Annotated in this window: 19 protein-coding genes and 1 riboswitch; of the genes, 10 read left to right on the top strand and 9 right to left on the bottom strand. The window is 52.4% G+C overall.

Features of this window, described 5'->3' with window-relative positions; all coding sequences use genetic code 11:
* The first annotated feature begins 1 nt into the window (after position 1).
* From cyoC to ACFVTB_RS24860, 3 genes are all read left to right on the top strand, one after another.
* Positions 2-640, top strand: a complete 639-nt coding sequence (gene cyoC / locus ACFVTB_RS24850; RefSeq protein ID WP_387755507.1) for a cytochrome o ubiquinol oxidase subunit III — start codon at positions 2-4, stop codon at positions 638-640.
* 1 nt (position 641) lies between these two features.
* The gene (gene cyoD, locus ACFVTB_RS24855; RefSeq protein WP_387755510.1) at positions 642-962 is read left to right on the top strand and encodes a cytochrome o ubiquinol oxidase subunit IV; all 321 of its coding nucleotides are present in this window, start codon (positions 642-644) and stop codon (positions 960-962) included.
* 170 nt (positions 963-1,132) lie between these two features.
* Positions 1,133-1,792: a peptidylprolyl isomerase gene (locus ACFVTB_RS24860; RefSeq protein ID WP_387755513.1), complete on the top strand. Its 660-nt coding sequence runs from the start codon at positions 1,133-1,135 to the stop codon at positions 1,790-1,792.
* Between the two features lie 98 nt (positions 1,793-1,890).
* Here ACFVTB_RS24860 and ACFVTB_RS24865 read toward each other — a convergent pair whose 3' ends face one another.
* The 3 genes from ACFVTB_RS24865 to ACFVTB_RS24875 are packed head-to-tail and all read right to left on the bottom strand — an operon-like array spanning position 1,891 to position 4,242.
* On the bottom strand, positions 1,891-3,051 hold the full coding sequence (locus ACFVTB_RS24865) for a hypothetical protein (RefSeq protein ID WP_387755516.1): 1,161 nt from the start codon (positions 3,049-3,051) through the stop codon (positions 1,891-1,893).
* Between the two features lie 31 nt (positions 3,052-3,082).
* Positions 3,083-3,646 (bottom strand): zf-HC2 domain-containing protein, encoded by a 564-nt coding sequence (locus ACFVTB_RS24870; protein WP_387755519.1) that lies wholly within the window; start codon positions 3,644-3,646, stop codon positions 3,083-3,085.
* Positions 3,643-4,242, bottom strand: a complete 600-nt coding sequence (locus tag ACFVTB_RS24875) for an RNA polymerase sigma factor (protein ID WP_387755521.1) — start codon at positions 4,240-4,242, stop codon at positions 3,643-3,645. Before ACFVTB_RS24875 ends, ACFVTB_RS24870 begins: the two co-directional genes overlap by 4 nt.
* A 391-nt stretch (positions 4,243-4,633) precedes the next feature.
* Here ACFVTB_RS24875 and ACFVTB_RS24880 point away from each other — a divergent pair, with 391 nt between their 5' ends.
* Positions 4,634-5,410, top strand: coding sequence for an alpha/beta fold hydrolase (locus ACFVTB_RS24880; protein WP_387755524.1), 777 nt, complete (start codon positions 4,634-4,636; stop codon positions 5,408-5,410).
* Between the two features lie 92 nt (positions 5,411-5,502).
* On the opposite strand, the gene ACFVTB_RS24885 is transcribed toward ACFVTB_RS24880, so the two are convergent.
* Positions 5,503-6,117, bottom strand: a complete 615-nt coding sequence (locus tag ACFVTB_RS24885) for an NAD(P)-dependent oxidoreductase (protein WP_387755526.1) — start codon at positions 6,115-6,117, stop codon at positions 5,503-5,505.
* Positions 6,117-6,650 (bottom strand): YwhD family protein, encoded by a 534-nt coding sequence (locus tag ACFVTB_RS24890; protein WP_387755529.1) that lies wholly within the window; start codon positions 6,648-6,650, stop codon positions 6,117-6,119. Before ACFVTB_RS24890 ends, ACFVTB_RS24885 begins: the two co-directional genes overlap by 1 nt.
* Positions 6,651-6,753: 103 nt before the next feature.
* Between ACFVTB_RS24890 and ACFVTB_RS24895 the strand changes: the two genes are divergently transcribed.
* From ACFVTB_RS24895 to ACFVTB_RS24905, 3 genes are all read left to right on the top strand, one after another.
* Entirely contained in the window at positions 6,754-8,763 is a 2,010-nt protein-coding gene (locus tag ACFVTB_RS24895; RefSeq protein ID WP_387755531.1) for a M1 family metallopeptidase, read from the top strand.
* 16 nt (positions 8,764-8,779) lie between these two features.
* Positions 8,780-9,598, top strand: a complete 819-nt coding sequence (locus ACFVTB_RS24900; protein WP_387755532.1) for a hypothetical protein — start codon at positions 8,780-8,782, stop codon at positions 9,596-9,598.
* A gap of 343 nt (positions 9,599-9,941) precedes the next feature.
* Positions 9,942-10,100, top strand: a riboswitch (cyclic di-AMP (ydaO/yuaA leader).
* Positions 10,101-10,102: 2 nt separating this feature from the next.
* On the top strand, positions 10,103-10,576 hold the full coding sequence (locus ACFVTB_RS24905; protein WP_387755682.1) for a C40 family peptidase: 474 nt from the start codon (positions 10,103-10,105) through the stop codon (positions 10,574-10,576).
* 118 nt (positions 10,577-10,694) lie between these two features.
* Here the strand turns inward: ACFVTB_RS24905 and ACFVTB_RS24910 are convergent, their stop codons facing one another.
* Together ACFVTB_RS24910 and ACFVTB_RS24915 are read right to left on the bottom strand one after the other, a co-directional pair.
* Positions 10,695-11,456 carry a class I SAM-dependent methyltransferase gene (locus tag ACFVTB_RS24910; protein WP_387755533.1) on the bottom strand — a complete coding sequence of 254 codons (762 nt, stop codon included), beginning with the start codon at positions 11,454-11,456 and terminating at the stop codon, positions 10,695-10,697.
* Positions 11,457-12,692: an MFS transporter gene (locus ACFVTB_RS24915; protein WP_387755536.1), complete on the bottom strand. Its 1,236-nt coding sequence runs from the start codon at positions 12,690-12,692 to the stop codon at positions 11,457-11,459.
* 209 nt (positions 12,693-12,901) lie between these two features.
* Between ACFVTB_RS24915 and ACFVTB_RS24920 the strand changes: the two genes are divergently transcribed.
* Positions 12,902-13,411, top strand: coding sequence for a GNAT family N-acetyltransferase (locus ACFVTB_RS24920; RefSeq protein WP_387755539.1), 510 nt, complete (start codon positions 12,902-12,904; stop codon positions 13,409-13,411).
* A 49-nt stretch (positions 13,412-13,460) separates the two neighbouring features.
* Here ACFVTB_RS24920 and ACFVTB_RS24925 read toward each other — a convergent pair whose 3' ends face one another.
* Positions 13,461-14,720 (bottom strand): EAL domain-containing protein, encoded by a 1,260-nt coding sequence (locus tag ACFVTB_RS24925; protein WP_387755541.1) that lies wholly within the window; start codon positions 14,718-14,720, stop codon positions 13,461-13,463.
* A gap of 144 nt (positions 14,721-14,864) precedes the next feature.
* Entirely contained in the window at positions 14,865-15,158 is a 294-nt protein-coding gene (locus tag ACFVTB_RS24930; protein WP_387755543.1) for a hypothetical protein, read from the bottom strand.
* 177 nt (positions 15,159-15,335) lie between these two features.
* Between ACFVTB_RS24930 and motA the strand changes: the two genes are divergently transcribed.
* Together motA and motB are read left to right on the top strand one after the other, a co-directional pair.
* Complete coding sequence (motA, locus tag ACFVTB_RS24935; protein ID WP_387755546.1) at positions 15,336-16,142, top strand: flagellar motor stator protein MotA; 807 nt, start codon at positions 15,336-15,338, stop codon at positions 16,140-16,142.
* Positions 16,120-16,935, top strand: coding sequence for a flagellar motor protein MotB (gene motB / locus ACFVTB_RS24940; protein ID WP_387755548.1), 816 nt, complete (start codon positions 16,120-16,122; stop codon positions 16,933-16,935). Before motA ends, motB begins: the two co-directional genes overlap by 23 nt.
* The last annotated feature ends 119 nt before the right edge of the window (positions 16,936-17,054 follow it).

The raw sequence follows: 17,054 nt of genomic DNA on the forward strand, positions 1-17,054 counted from the left end.
TATGGCAAATGCAGCAGCAAAGCCGCATAACGGTCATGGCCACGGAGGCCATGACCACCATGACGGCCATCACGATCATCATGACCAAGAGTCAATGAAAACGTTTGGTTTCTGGTTGTTCCTGATTACCGACGTTATCTTGTTCGGCACCTTGTTCGCGACATTCGTCGTGCTTCGCTTGAGCTTCGACGGCGGACCGACACCGGGTGAAATGTTCAAAATGCCGGGCGTTATCGCCGAGACGTTTATTTTGCTCACGTCCAGCTTTACGAGCGGTATCGCCGTCCTGCAGATGCATCGCGGCAACAAAAAAGGGTTGATCGGCTGGCTGGGCGTCACGGCAGTCCTTGGCGCATCGTTTATTTTCCTTGAAGTATACGAGTTTATTGAGCTCGTACACGAAGGCGTAACGATCGGAACTAGCGCTTACTGGTCGGCATTCTTCACGCTCGTCGGCACGCACGGTCTTCACGTCTCCATCGGTCTCGTCTGGATGGTGGCGCTGATGATTCAGCTCGCCAAACGCGGCATTACGCCGGTTACAACCCGCAAAGTCAACATTATCAGCTTGTACTGGCACTTTCTCGACGTGGTTTGGATCTTCGTCCTTACGGTCGTCTACTTGATGGGGGTGATGTAGAATGTCGAATCATAATCCGAACGAGCATCAAGCTCATGGCTCTTCTATGAAGACATATACGATCGGCTTCGTGCTTTCGATCATTCTGACCATCCTGCCGCTCGTCGTTGTCTTGAACAACATGATGAACAAAACGGCAACCGTCATTTTCATTCTCATTATGGCGATCCTGCAGTTCGTCGTTCAGCTGTTCTTCTTCATGCATATCCGCGACGAAGAGAAGCCGCGTTACAATTCGATGGCGCTCATTTTCGGCCTGGCAATTTTGCTTACCATTGTCGCCGGTTCCATCTGGATCATGAACAACAACGTCATTGGTTAATTATAGGTTCACCAAAAAGAGCAAGCCGGCGAATAAAGCCGACTTGCTCTTTTTTTGATGTACATGTACGACGCGTAATTCAACGCGACTGCATTAAAGCGGCCCACTCGAATATAGCATGGCAAGTATGCTATGATACGAAGAGACAAGACATGCTAGGAGGAACAGTAATGAAACGATTTCGCTTTACACCGGCATTCGCCTTGCTGACGATTGCCGTGCTGTTGTTCGTCGCGGGTTGCGGCGGCGGCAGCGGCAAGACGGACAACAACGAATCCAACAACGGCAAAAACGCCGCTCAGCAGCCTCCCATCGATGGACCGCTCGTCACCATCGAGATGGATAACGGCAAGCAAATTAAAGTCGTGCTCTACCCGGACGTAGCCCCGAACACGGTCAACAACTTTATTTCGCTCGTGAACAAAGGGTTTTATGACGGTTTGATCTTCCATCGCGTTATTCCCGGTTTCATGATCCAAGGCGGCGACCCGGAAGGCACCGGCAAAGGCGGACCGGGCTACAACATTAAAGGCGAGTTTACGGCCAACAACTTCCAGAACAACCTGCTCCATACGAGAGGCGTCATTTCCATGGCGCGGACGAACGTTCCCGACTCGGCCGGTTCGCAGTTTTTCATTATGTCTAACGACGCGCCTTCGCTCGACGGCCAATACGCCGCTTTCGGCCAAGTCATCGAAGGTCTTGAGACGGTTGATGAAATCGTCAACCAGGATCGCGACGGCAACGATAAGCCGCTCAAGCCGATGGTCATGACGAAAGTGACTGTCGATACGAAAGGCGTTACTTATCCTGAGCCTGAGAAGGAATAGACTTTATTCAATTAAGAAGCAAAGAGCCGAATGCGCATGCATTCGGCTCTTTTTTATATATCGTCGCGGTCGACAAAGCACGCTTTGCCGTTTTAACCTCACGGACGGCGATCGTCTCCGGTTTCCGTTTCTCTCACGGCCGGATCGAACGACGGCGGCGGCGGCGGTGATGAAACCGAGCGCGGCCAGCTGTCTCCTCTTCCAAAAAGAAGGCGGAAGCCAAAAGCAATCATAATAAAAGCGACGATGATTGTCGGTAAATTATATTTGAATTGACTGTACGCCCGGAAAATTCCCGGAAAGTTTTCAGCGATAAAATGAATCATGAATTGGTCCGCCAAATAGTAGACGCCCAGCCCGAGCATCGCAACCCCGATCCATCTCTGATAAGGAGCCAGCTGATCGAAGAGCGGCTGATCGCGCATATCGGAGCGTTCATAACGGGATATGCATTGCAGCGCATCGAAGAAAGCAAAGAACCAGACGAGCGGCATCAGAAACAGGAACAGCGATAGGCGCAGCGAGTCCATCAAATAGATAGCGACGAGAAATCCGCCCATGATCTGCAGTCCGCGCTTTTGCATGCCGAGATAGAGATGGCCGGCCCCGGGAAAGAGCGACAGCGCCATTGCCAGCAATTTGTTTTTTCGTCCCGAGCCGATCTGATCCTCCAGCTCCTCGAAGAACGGCCGGTCATGAGCGGCCAAGCCGCTATGCTTCCGCTGCAGCTGTTGAATCGCGTCAAACATCGAATAGATCCAGATGACCGGAAGCGCCAGCAAAAATACGAGAAATTCGCCAGTGCCGGTAACGAAGCATATGAACATCACAATAGCAAACAAGCCTATGAATGAAACGAGAAACGTCATGCCCCGCTGCAGCAGGCCGATAGACATATGTCCAACACCGGGCACAAAGGACAGCAAGATCGTCTGCATTTTCTCTCGCTGCTGCTCCATCGCTCGCAGGGCCATCGTGTCGCCGGCAAATGCGGCCTGCTCATAGCCTTTCGTCGGTCCTGTCACTAGTGACACCACCATATCAATAAAGTTCGCCACCCCGAACAACAGACCGATAATGAGCAGTATAACCGCCCCCTCCGTCGGCCCTCCAGACATCAACAGCAACAGCAGCAGGCCCATCGAACCGAAAAAACCTCCGCCATACAGCAGAAATCGAATGGGCCTGCCTAGATAGGCATGGCCTACACCCGGTATAAAAGACAACAGCAATGCAACAATCGGATTTCTTTGATTCATCGGCATTTTCTTCTTCCCCTTCGCTCTTCTTCTATTTAAAACGGTTCTCTTCGAATCCGTTCAGCCAATCAGATGTCCGGTTCATCAGCTTTTTGGACCAAGAAGACGAATCAACGTCCTCCCTGGTTTTGACTGCCGGTATTTCCTGCTTTTCCTTTTCCGCTTTCTCTTGCTGGAACTGCTCGTCGTAAGCCATCACCTTCGTAGCGACCCCGCCAAGCGTGCCTGTTCCGACCAGCAGCAGCGTGACGGCCGCAGCCATTGCGAAATGGGCGGCAGGATGCCGCAGCCATGACCCCTTAGGCTGGCGGCGGTTCTTGTTCGAAGCAGCATCGGATGATGCAAACAGCTTGGCGGCAGTCTCTCTGCCAATACGCTCCATATCCGGCAGCCCTCCTTCAGGAGAACAGCCATAATCCGTATCTTCTGCTTCTACAGCGGTTATAAAAAGCGATAAGCAGCTCTCGCAGGCAGCCAGATGGCTCTCCAGCCTTTCCCGATCGCTATCCGGCAGAGCGTTGCCTACATATGCTTTTATCTCTGCAGTCGTTGCATGCATAAGAGCCGAATTCGCCGTTTTGTCCCATTCTGTCATTCGAAATCCTCCTTCCGCCAATGCCGCTTGATCCAGTTCCTCGCCCGATATAGCTTCGACTCTACGCTTTTCGTCTCCAAACCGGTTTGCTTCGCTATCTCCTCGTACGATTGCTCGTTCATATAATAGGCCGTAACGACCTGACGATAATTATCCGGCAGCCCTTCCACCCTCTCACGCACAAGACGGCGTTCTTCGCGCTCCAGCGCGGCCGCTTCGGCGTTCCGGGCTGTTCCTCCCGCTTCTCTCGCCGCTTCCAAAGCCTCGGTTTCCATCAGCTCTTCCGGCTTGCGAGACTTGCTACGCTTCCAATCGATTGCCCGATTGACCGCGATGCGGGTTATCCATGCTTTGAAGCTATCCAATCGGCATTCCGGGAGGGAGCGATGGATGAGCATCAGCACTTCTTGCGTAACATCCTCCGCATCATGCGGCGAACGAACAACTGCATAAACCGTTCTATATATATAAGGCCCATACGCGTCTACAAAAGTTTGAAACTCCGCAGGCCCGCCGTTCTGTACGGCTCTGATCCATGCCTCGTCCTGAATCTCGCTCTCCTCCCTTCCCATATGTATAGACGAGCTAAATGACACTCACCCCTGCACTTCTTCGAAAAAAAAATAATAGCTTGCGGAAATTTACGTCCGTTTGAGCCGTTTTCTTACTAATAAAACGGCTCAAACATAAAATCAGTGCATGAATGAAAAGAAGAAAGCAGCGAAGGGGCAGAGGGATTCTGGAGAAACGATAGTGGTCGCTTTTAAAGCATGATTCCTACCACAAACCTCTATCAAATAAAGGAATCTGGCTTTAATGGCGATCGGAAGAACCCTCTGACCCGCAGCGCTTCCCCTCAATTAAAGTCATACACTGATTTTGGTTTCCAGCCTATTAAACTTATATTATCATTTACCTATAGCTGTTATATCGGTCCAAATAAATGCAAGTATTCGTGAAGATAGAAGTGAGGTGAACCTTTTAGTCATGCATTATAAAGAATACGGTGACGAGTCGGCCGATTTCATGCTGCTAGTCCATGGCGGGGGAGTCAGCGGATGGATGTGGGATTCTCAGTTGGATTTTTTTCGCGGCTACCATCTTCTAGTTCCCGACCTGCCTGAGCATGGAGCGAGCCGGGATGGTGCTCCGTTCTCCATTACAGACAGCGCGGAACGGCTGCTTGCCTTGATTGAAGAAAAGAGTCGTGGCAAAAAAGTGATCTTGATCGGCTTCTCGCTGGGTGCTCAAATTGTCGCCCAAATGGTGGGCATGAAGCCCACCTCCATCGATTACGCCATCATCAACAGCGCTTTGGCCAAGCCGATGCCGCATGCCCAGAAATGGATGCTCCCGCTAGCACGGCTTACGGCCCCGCTCGTTCGGAGCCGCCTGTTCTCCCGCCTGCAAGCCAAAACGCTGTATGTTAACGATCGCGATTTGGACCGATACTTCGAGGATAGCCGGCAAACGAAGCCGGATGCGCTTATCCGAGTGCTGAAAGAGAATATGTCGTTCCGTATTCCGGACGGCTTCGGTCAATCAACAGCCAGCATCTTAGTAACGGTGGGAGAGAAAGAAAGAGCGGTGATGAAACAATCGGCGCAAGCACTCGCTGCAGCCAATTCCAACGCTACCGGAATTGTCATTTCGGGAATCGGGCATGGCGTATCGATGGCGATGCCGGCCTTTTTCAACGAAATGATCGACTCTTGGATTCGTGAAGGCCGCTTGCCGGACAAGTGCCGGGTCATCCATGATTAAAAGGGAATACCCCCGTTTAAAAAAGAAAGACTGGAACGCGCCGAACGGCAGGCTTGCCGTTCACACGCATGTTCCAGTCTTTTTTTGATTAATTAATAAGCCAGTCCGAATGATTTCCCCGCATAGGCGTCAGAAGCGACCGATTGCAGCAGGAAATGGGCGACGTCGGCGCATGATATCTGCTTCCCGCCCCGCGGAACGCCGCTCTCCGTTTGCCGGTAAATGCCGGTCCACGGCTCGTCGGTCAAGCTCATCGGACGGGCGATCGTCCAACGAAGACCGCTGTCCGCTAGTAGCTCGCATGCACGTCGATGATCCTCCAACACATGGCGAAGCTTATACTGCAGCAGCTTGCCGGAAATGCCCGGCCATTCTCCGTTGATCCCGGCAGAGGCGGCGTATGCGATACGATCCACCCCGTGCTCGCGCATGCCTTCGATTATATTGTACATCGTTTCGGACATGAGCGTCGTCGATTCCGTGCCGCCGCTGCTGATGCAGTGGATGACCGCATCCTGACCGGCAATCGCCTGCTTCACATATCCCAAATACAAGGCGTCGTTTACGACGACCGTCAGCTTCGGATGCCGGATGCTCAGCCGTTCGGGCTCCCGAACGTAAGCCGTCACCTGATGGCCTGCATCGAGCGCTTGGCGAACGACCTGCCTTCCTATGCCAACGCTTGCGCCGAAGACGATCAGCTTCATTATTCGCCCTCTGGAGCTAAAGCCTGCTTAAGCGCCTCCGGCGAATTATTCCACCATTCCTCGTTATGCTCGATCAGCAGCTTGCGTAGAGCAGCCTTATCGGATGCGCCAAGCTCCTCCAGCTTATATTTGCGTTTGATAGCCCCATCAAGCTTGTTGACATGATCGGCAAGAATTTTCCACCCTCTGCGCGCTTCCGTATCAACCAGCATCTCGCAAGCGGTCGCTCCGGCATACAGCGTTCCTTGCTCCGTAATCTCCACCGCTACCCATACGATCCAACATTGGCGCCCGTTCGGCGTATTCGCCTTATCCGGCGTAAATTTGATGCCGCGCTCGATTTTGCTCTTCGCATGCATTGCTCCGTCGTCGATATAGGCGACGCCATCGTCGATAATGACGCAAGATACGGCGCTCAGGTCGATCGATCCTGCGCCAAAGCCTCTATGTGGTTTGTTGCTCACTACGTTGAGCGACAACGATCTTTTTGGTTTATTTTCCGGTTGTTCCGGCGTTCCTTGCTGTTCCGTCATGGCTTTCCCACCTTCCCATACAATAATTCCATTTTAGCTAATAATCCGCGAAAAGCAAACATATACATGCTTTAGATGCTTGTCAACGGGAGGGAAACGTTCAATGACTCCACGCCGACTCAAAATCGCACTGCTACTCACGCTCACCGCCGTCCTGCTAGGATTATCAATCCAGCAGGGCTTCGGCCATGCTTGGCAATCCCAATATACGTATGCGTTCGCCCCTGCCGCCAATGCAAGGCCGGAATCTGTCCAAAAATCGGTCAAGCCGCCCGTCGCGGCCGTTCCGGACGTTCAAGAAACGAAGCCGCAGGCGCTGAGCAAACGAATTGTCGAGTATCACATCAACGTCGGGCTTCGCGAAGACGCCCGTTATTTGGATGGCGTACAAGCGGTAACTTGGACGAATCCAGGCAAAAAAACGGTGTCCGAGCTTTACTTCCATCTGTATCCGAATGCTTTCCAGTCCGACAAATCGACGTTCATGCGCGAATCGAAGGGCAAGCTGCGCAGCGATAAGGCAACGTCCGACAGCCGGGGGTACATGAAGCTGCTGACGCTGGAGACGCTGGAGGGAGAAAGCCTGCTGCCCCGCGTCCATTACGTGCAGCCCGACGACGGCAATTCCGACGACTATACGCTGGCCAAGCTTAAGCTGCCCGTCCCGGTCCCGCCCGGCAAATCGGTTACGCTGAAGATGAGTTACGAAGTGAAGCTGCCCGAAGTATTCGCTCGCATGGGCTACTCCGGCAATTTCGTCATGGCTGGGCAATGGTTTCCGAAGCTGGCCGTATACGAGCCCGCCGGCACCCGAGGTCGCGTATCCGAAGGATGGAACATTCATCAGTACCACGGCAACTCCGAGTTCTACAGCGACTTCGGCATTTTCTCCGTTAATATTTACGTGCCTCAAGGATACACCGTCGCGGCTACCGGCTTCCAGACGAAGGCTGCCGAGCAACTGAACGACGGAAGGCTTGCTTACCGGTTCTACGCTGACGACGTTCACGATTTCGCCTGGTCGGCATCTCCCGATTTCGTGTATGTCGAGGATACGCTGTCCGGCGTCGGCATTCCCGGCGTTCGTATTAAGCTATATCTCGATCCCGCTCACGAGAGTCTTCAGGACCGTTATATGCATGCGGCGAAGTCGGCGCTGGCCAAATACGCGCAGTGGTATGGAGAGTATCCGTACTCGACGCTTTCGATCATCGTGCCGCCAAAAGGTGCGAACGGCGCAGGCGGCATGGAATACCCAACGCTCGTTACCGCTTTTGCAGCCGAAAACGACAATCCTGGCTACAGCCTGGAGAGAACCGTCGTCCACGAGATCGGTCATCAATATTGGTACGGCATGGTTGCCTCCAACGAGTTTGAGGAGGCTTGGCTGGACGAAGGCTTCACCTCCTATGCCGAGGATAAAGTAATGGAAAGCGAGTACGGCGTTATTCCCAATCTGCCGCTGGAAGCGAGTTATATGACCGATCCTGCGCCGCTGAAGCAGCCTTCATGGGCTTACGACAGCCACAGTCACTACGCGGAAAATGTGTATATGCGGGCAAAGCTCGTTCTGCTTGGTATTGAAAATCAGGTTGGTCCCCGGACGATGCAGAAGATTATGAAAACCTATTTCCAAAAATATCGGTTCAAGCACCCTTCAAGCGGCGATTTCCAACGCGTCGTCGAACAGGTGACGAAGCAGAAATGGCAGGAATATTTCGCCCAGTTCGTCTATGACGATCAGATGGCCGACTTCTCCGTCGAAACGATCGAGATCCGTCCGTTCGAGCAGGAAGGGCAGCAGGTGTACGAATCAACCGTGTTCATCAAGAAGAACGGCGGCAATAACGGCTCTATTCCGATTTTCATGCAATTCAAGGATGGCGCCAACGTCTCGAAAACGTGGGATGCCTCGGAATCGCATATTCAATATAAAATCGTGCACACGTCGCCGATAGACTGGGTCGTCATCGATCCTGAGCATACGAATGTGCTGGACAACAAGCATATCAACAACTTCATGCGGGCCGAACTTCCCGATCAGAAACGGATTCGCTGGAATCTCGGCTTCGCCAATCTGATCGAATCGCTGCTCGGTTCGCTGGGCTGGTAAGGGAGGAGGAACCGTGATGAAAACACATTTGAAGCAAGGCTGGCTGCTCGCCTCTAGACACTTCTTCATCGTCATTCTGCTGTTTCTGTACCAGCTGCTCTGGGGGTTCTTCCTCTATCGCTTCATTGACTCAATAGCCGCACCGCTGCTCCGAAGGTTTCCGAACGAAGCGCTGCCGGATTCCTCCGTCCAGCTCTTTATAAGCGAAGCGCAGTTTCATTTGATTAAAACCGATCTGATCACGCCATACGCATGGCTGCTTGGCGGTCTGATCGCCGCTCGGATGCTGCTCACGCCGCTCTTTAACGCTGGCCTGTTCTACTCATTCCGGCACGCGAATGCAAGCGAGGGAACCCGGTTTTTACAAGGCATTGGCAAGGTTTGGCGACCCGTTACGCTGCTTTATTGGATCAAAACGCTGCTCGCCTTAGCGCCCGCTTGGTGGCTGCTGCCCCGCGCTTTGCAAGCTGCGCTCGCCAGCCATTCCATAGGCGAGGCAGCGATTCGCTTGCTGCCTGGAGCTGCCGGCTGGCTGCTGTGGGCGGCGGTACTACATTTGCTTTTTCTCGCCATGCAGTTCGGCGCCGCTTCCGGCGACGGCCCGTTTCGTTCGCTATGGCATGCGCTTCGCCACGTCCTTCCGTACGGCGGCCTCTCGCTGCTCATGTGGGCGATCGGCGCCGGCGTTGCCTTGTTCGTGACTGGCCTTTCGTTCATATGGGCGGGGCTCATCGCTCTCATTATTCATCAAGGCTATAATTTGATTCGTACGATGATGAAAGTGTGGACGCTCGCCGCGCAGTACGACTGTCTGCAATCGAGGTCGGACATCTAATCGCAGGTACATCACGTTGCGGCAGGACATTCGGACTGATTCTTTAGGACCGGCATCGACAAGCTATTGTCGACGCCGGTCCTTCTTTTATGTCGAATGCTCGTCCTCCCTTCTCCCCCCTCCGTCCGTTACTCCTTCTAAAAAAAATCTACATAAACATTCATAGTCGCACATAGTTAATGTAATTAGCAGCCGTTATTGACGTATCTGCTCTATCCAAGTCGCATAAATGTATGAATTTATATTTATATCGCTAGATTGTCAGAAGATTACATGAGAATTATTAGAATTTGCCAATTGGAGGAGGAGATCGACGAAAAAAAACGAATAGTTCTCAAGTACATATTGAAACTTGCCTAATTCCTTGTACTGGAAACGGGGGAACCACCTCTGGGTGAATTGATTTCGACGCTCGGTCCAATTGCGGCCGGCGCCTGAGAAATCATAGGGATCCTTCAACCGAACCCCACAGCTAACCTCGTCGGCATCGGAAGGAGCTTTACCATCTTGAAGAAGCTTACCGCATTACTTGCAGGGCTCGTGTTGCTGCTGACTTTCCAAGCTGGCAGCGTATTCGCGGACTCGAAAATGGACGGCATTATCGATGAATTGATCGGTACGCCTTACCAAAGCGGCGGCACGTCGACTCGCGGTTTTGATTGCTCAGGCTTTACGACCTATGTCTTCGACAAAATGGGCGTAGACCTGTCCCGCACTTCGGGCTCGCAAGCAAAAATGGGCAAGAAGATCGCAAAGAGCGATCTGTCTGCCGGTGACCTCGTGTTTTTCAACACGAACGGAAAAAGTATCTCTCATGTTGGCATTTATGTAGGTGATGGCAAGTTTGCTCATTCGTCGTCCAGCAAGGGCGTAACGATCAGCAAGCTGAGCGAATCCTACTATGAAACCCGTTATGTAACGGCTCGTCGAGTGATGGATACAACGACTTTTGAGAAATATGCCGACGAAGCTGAGTAGGATTATATCTTACCGGTTCGGCGCATGATGAACCTTCATAAGAAAAAGCCGCAAGCTTGTTGTCCTTTGGGACTGAAGCCTGCGGCTTTTTCTTATGAACGATACCGTCGGGTCGCTTTTATACTTCTCCCCAGAACAGCTCTGTTCGATAGTCGAAGCTGACCCTGCCGTCCTTGCTCGTATTCTGAAACAACAGCTTAAGCTCGGCAAGCAGCGGTTCGTGATGGGGATGGCCGGCCAGCGGCATATACGAGGAGGAAAGCATACGACCCAGCAACTCTTCCTCATTCAGCAATTGCGCGAAGTCGAACGAGGCAATCTGCATGCCTTCTCCTTCCTCAAGGAAGAATGAACGCAAATCGACTGGTGCAATATTTTTATGCGAAACATGCTCATAATCGATGCCGTACGTGCGGAGCAGCCGATCATAGCCGTCCAAGAAGGGCGTTCCCTCCGTTAATCGCGAATTCCAGATCAACGCGACCTTTCCGCCCGGCTTCAGAATGCGATGGAATTCCGTCTTGGCTGCCGAACGGTCGAACCAATGAAAAGATTGCGCGCAGACGATAAAGTCCACCGAAGCATCCGATAAGCCGGTCGACTCGGCCGCCGCCGCTACCGAGCGATAACCCTCTCGCACAAGCAAGGCCCCTTCAGCCTCGGCGCGCATCGCCTCGTTCGGCTCGACCGCAATAACTTCACTTCCCCGCTCCAGCAGCAACGATGAGAAGATACCGGTACCCGATCCGATATCGGCAATTGTCGATGATGCATGGAACCCGATCTGCTCGTACAAAAAGTCCAGTGCTTGCTTCGGATAGCTGGGCCGATATTTCACATATAGTCCTGCACGGTCCGAGAATCGCTGTGTGTTGTCCATTCAATTCCCTCCCACTGTATCGATTTCGAGACTTGCCTGCTGCTTTCTGCCAAGCGTCAGCATGGCCAGCAGCACGATAAACAGCAGCACAATTAAGAAAGCAATCATCAGAATCGTTTGACTGACGCCGTAGCGGTCCATGACCCAGCCCGTCAATTTCGGAAACAGCGCCCCGCCTAATCCGCCGAAAGCAACCAGCAGGCTTGTCGTTTTCTCCGTCATGCCTGGGACTAAGCCGTTCGCATAGACGAGCGCGATACCGAAGATGCCGGAGAAGAACAGGCCGGCTAAACCGATCGATACGAACATCCAGCTGGCTTGACCGGTCAAGGCCATTAGAATAAGGGAAGCCGAAGCACCGCCCGTAGCGAACAGCAAATAGCGGGAATGGCCGATCCGGTCGGACAAGCCTCCGGCAAACAGACGGCCGATAATGACAGTTCCCCAGAACAGACTAAGAGCGGCTGGCGCGTCCGCAGCGGCAACGCCAGCTTGTTCGATCATAATCGACGGCAAATAGTTGGCAAAGCTCATTTCCATACCGACATAGATCATGAAGAACACAGCTGACAGCAGCACAAACGGAATCGTCTGCGGTTTATAACCGCCCAGCAGCCGGGAAAGCTTCCCGTCCGTGGCGACCGGCTTGGAAGCCGCTAACGACGACGATCGGGCGTAATAACCGATCTGTTCGTCGATTTTGCCGAATGACATCGTCAGCCATAGAATAAAGGTAATGCCGGCAATCGCCGATACGATAGGGAACGACAGCTGCCAAATCTCATGGCGAATGAGGAAGCCCGCTGCTGTAGGCATCAGGAAGGCGCCGATGCCGAAGAATATCTCGACGCGGCTCATGGCCGTAGCCTTCTCTTCCGATAGATCGATGACCATCGCGCCGATGACCGCTTCCGTCATGCCGAAGCCGAAGCCGGCCAGCGGCGCGATCGCAAGCATGAGTCCCCAAGGCGGCAAAAGGCTGTAAGCGGCTTCGCTAACGGTCAGAAGACCAACCGCCAGAAGCACGCATCCCCTTTTTCCAAGCTTGGACGTTAAATAAGGGGCTAGAAGCACGCCGACCAGAAATCCAAGAAATTGATTCATCACCCACTGACCGCTGTCTTTATAGGACAACTGGTAATGGGTCATCATTTGCTCCAGAACCGATCCGCCGACGACATGAGCAAGACCGATAACCAAATAAGACAAGCAGCTAAGCCATAGTAATCTTCGCATTTAAAAGGTTCTCCTTGTACGTGGAGCTTCTGCAACGCATGCTGTTACAAGCAAGAACGAATCGGCCGATCGATCGGAAAGAATCCGTTTGACGTTGTCATAGAAGCGTATCTGATTTATACTTTCTATCCATAACTAGGGGTCCATTCGGTGCTCGCAAACGCTGCACGATAAGTTAAGTATCCGGTTTCAACAAGGAGGATTGCACCTTGAACAAACATATATCTTCCTATTATAAACGATTGCCAATTGACATGACCATGCTTCCGCTGGAAATTAATCATGCCCAACAGCTGTGCGAGTGGAAATACGAGGGCCTGTACCGGTTGTACGAATGGCCGTCATGGGACGATATGCAAAAGGACGGGATCGAATTCGGCGATCCCGTCCTTCGTAATCAGCAGTATCGAGCAATCGTAGACAACAGCGGACAATTGCTGGGCTTCGCCCAGCTGTTTCCGATCGTCGGCGTCACTCGCCTCGGACTCGGCCTGCGGCCCGACTTATGCAGTCGCGGTATCGGCGGCCCGTTCGCCGCCTTCGTCGCCGAGCAGGCGCTCCTGCAGCGGCCGGACTGCACCGTCGATCTCGAAGTGCTCGTCTGGAACGAGCGCGCCGTTCGGGCTTACCTCAAAGCGGGCTTTCGGATCGAAGATACGTATATCCGCTCCACTCCGCGAGGCGCCGGCGAATTCCACTGCATGGTATACGAACGCTGACACCTGCCAGTGAAGCGCGGGACCGCGCAAGCTGCTCAGCTGCATTTTTTTAATCGTGACAATTCTCAAGCTGAACGTCCGCATCCGGCACTCGCATATCGACGAATAGAATGCAGCCCCGTCCGGTCATCACGGAGATGGTCCGAATCCATTCGCGCGTATCCAGATCGGTATACGAACGGGAAACAATCGCCTGCTGGCGATCGTTCAGCTGCACCAGATTCGGAATAAAATAAGGCCGCCAGCTCCAATTCGCTCCCTGGTACGCGTCCTCTTGCCGCCAGGATTGGTTGCCGTTTCGCGAGAAGTTGGAGGACAGCTGAATACCGTCCCCACCGCAAAGGTAGACGCGAATGCTGCGTTCGTGCAGCTTTGGCAACAGCATATGAATCCACTGATCCATCTCCATTGACTGCGAATCGCCGTCTTCCGGCAATGAAGAAGCCTCGGATAACAATTGCACCAGCTTCTCCGACTGCTTGCGCCAATAATACTCAGCCTGCAGGTGGCTTCTCAGATGCGCTCCCAGCTCTTTCTCTAGCAGTCCGGAAAAACGGTCGTCCTTCTGGAAGTCCGGCTCCGCTTGTGCAAAGAGGTAGCCTTGCACATACCTTGCGCCCGCATCGATAGCCCGCGCCAAATCCTGCTTCGTTTCAACACCCTCGACAAGCAGTGAAGCGCCGATTTGCTCCGCAAGCGTAGAGAACGATCGCAGTGCGCCCAGATAGCCGCCATGCGTCGCGCTGCGTTTAATCATGTGCATATCGATTTTCAACAGATTCGGCTGAATATGCGCAATCCGGTCGGTATTACTGAAGCCGCTGCCTACGTCGTCGATGGCAATTAGGCATCCTCTCGACCGATACAAATCGATAACCATCCGCAATTCTTCCATCGAACCGTTAAAGCTTTCTTCCGTAATCTCAAGTACGATCCTTTTCGGATCAATCCGATATTTCTCGATAAGCGATAGCGTGTACAGCTCGCCCGACTCCGTATAGCGATGCATCCAATTCGGCTTTAAATTAATGAACAGCAGCGGTGCCGATTGTCCGGCCGTTTTGCTTAAACGCTGTATGGCCTGTTCACGCAGTATCCGGTCTACAACAATATGATCCTCCGCCGGCACGTCCGGATCGCCAAAAAACGGTCCTAAGCTGCGGGCTTGATCGTCCTTGCAAGCTCGACCCAAAACCTCGTAGCCAATGATCCGTCTAGTATCCATTGCAATAATCGGCTGGTAGAACGCTGCTAGCCTCTCGCCGTCTAAACCTAGCGATTTCGGTAATTTTGCTTGTGATAGGCTCATGCGCTCACCTCTATGTAAACCTTGCGTAATCTATTCTTCCATAATATTGATTAATATCATATCGAAGTCGACATTAAATGTAAAGAAGCGACAGATACCTGCCGCCTCCGCGTGTATTATATTGAATTTTGTCGAATTACTCCATCATATGAGCCGAATGACGCGCGTTACATTGTCTCCAGCCGATACCTCAATGATATGATGCTTCGGATGATGTGTAATTGTACCTTCGCCGACTTCCAATACCGGCTGCTCTGCAAGGCCGAAAAATACGTCGTCCGCGAGCGCCTCCATCACCTCATGCTTCTCGGGTTCGCCGAGCGCCTCCCACTCTTCTTGCTCCATCTCAAAAAACGTATAGCTACCGGGAATCGCACGAACCGCTTCGGTCAATTCCTTCAATATATCTGCATATTCTCTTCCATGTCTAACACCCATGCGATCAACCGCCTTTATCCGTTCTAATTTGCGAAGCCTTCCCTATTATTCTACCTCATTGGAGCGATTTTTAACGCCCGAACTCGCAAATCCTTTTTTTTAAGTCTAATCTCCTTCCCTCCTTCTGTCGATAATAAAAGTAGAGAAATGTCGAATACGTACTGGACGGGGTGTATTATGGAAAAATCTACGATAATTGGTGTTGTTCTAGGGGTCGCGGCTGTACTGGTAGGGATGGTCTTAAAGGGAGCTGGGCTGGACAACCTTGCGAACCCGGCCGCCTTTATGATTATTATAGTCGGCACTGTGGCTGCCATCATGATCGCGTTTCCGTTCTCGGAGCTGTCGAAGACAGGCAAACTGTTCAAGATCGTATTTACTGAACAAAAACTGATGCCCCGCGAACAACTGATTGAGCGCTTCATGGAGTGGGCTTCCATCACTCGTCGCGAAGGCTTGCTCGCTCTGGAAGCGAAAGTCGACGACATCGAAGATACGTTCCTGCGCAACGGTATGCGGATGATTATCGACGGTAACGATCAAGACTTTGTTCGTGATGTTTTGCTTGAAGATATTTCCGCTACTGAAGAGCGCCATAAAGCCGGCGCCCTCATTTTCACGCAAGCTGGTACATACGCCCCTACGCTCGGGGTACTCGGCGCCGTTGTCGGTCTCGTGGCCGCCTTGTCGGATATGTCCGACATGAATCACTTGGCGCATGCAATTGCAGCTGCATTTATCGCAACGCTGCTCGGTATCTTTACAGGTTATGTCCTTTGGCACCCGATTGCTAACAAGCTGAAGCGGTTGTCGAAACGTGAAATCGAGATTCGCCTTATGATGGTAGAGGGCTTGCTCTCTATTCAATCCGGCGTATCGACGATCGCAATCAACCAAAAGCTGTCCGTATTCCTCACTCCTACTGAAAGAGTAAAACTGAGGGAGAAGGAGGAAAGAGCCGTTGAGCAAAAAGCGCAAGCATAATGATCACGAAGATCACATCGACGAATCTTGGCTCATTCCTTATGCCGATATTTTAACTTTGCTGCTCGCTACTTTTATCGTGCTCTATTCTATGAGTTCTGTCGACGCACGCAAGTTTGACGAGATGAGCCAAGCGTTCAACCTCGCGCTTAACAGCGGAACTGGCGTATTGGACAACCCTTCCGTCATCGAGAAGGGACCTAAGCAGAAAGAGATCATTCAAGATAGCAAAGAGAAAGAAGAAGAGAAGAAAGAGCAGAAGCGTCTCGAAGAGCTCATTCGGAAAGAGCAAGAAGATCTGGAGAAGCTGAAGAAGAAGCTTGATGATTACATTAAACAGAACGGTTTGTCGACGGAGTTGGAGACGAAGCTCAATCATTCGCAGTTGATGATTACGATTAGCGACAACGCGCTCTTCCCGTCCGGCAGCTCCAAGCTGAAAGAAGAATCGAAAGAGCTGGCCATCACAATCGCCAAGATGATTCAACAATATCCAGAGTATGAAATCGTCGTATCCGGACACACCGACGACCAGCCGATCTCGACGAGAGAATTCGAATCGAACTGGGATTTGAGCTCCTCGCGGGCGCTCCGGTTCATGGACGTGCTGCTCAAAAATGCGGCGCTCAAACCGGAACGTTTCAGCGCCATCGGCTACGGCGAATACCGCCCTGTGGCGACGAACACGACCGTCGATGGACGAGCGAAAAACCGCCGCGTCGAAGTGTCCATCATTCGGAAGTACGTCGATCCCGAGAAAGCACAGCAAATCCCGGCAACGCCGAAAAATTAACGGTATCATAAAGAAGCGCCTCCGGCCCAAAGCCGGAGGCGCGTCGGTGGGGGGGGGCGGTAAGTGCGGTTTTGAGGTGTTGGGGTTTAGACCGACTCAACCAGCCGGAGTCGGCGCCC

The organism is Paenibacillus sp. NPDC058071, assembly GCF_042885235.1.
In the GTDB taxonomy this organism is placed as follows: Bacteria; Bacillota; Bacilli; order Paenibacillales; family Paenibacillaceae; genus Pristimantibacillus.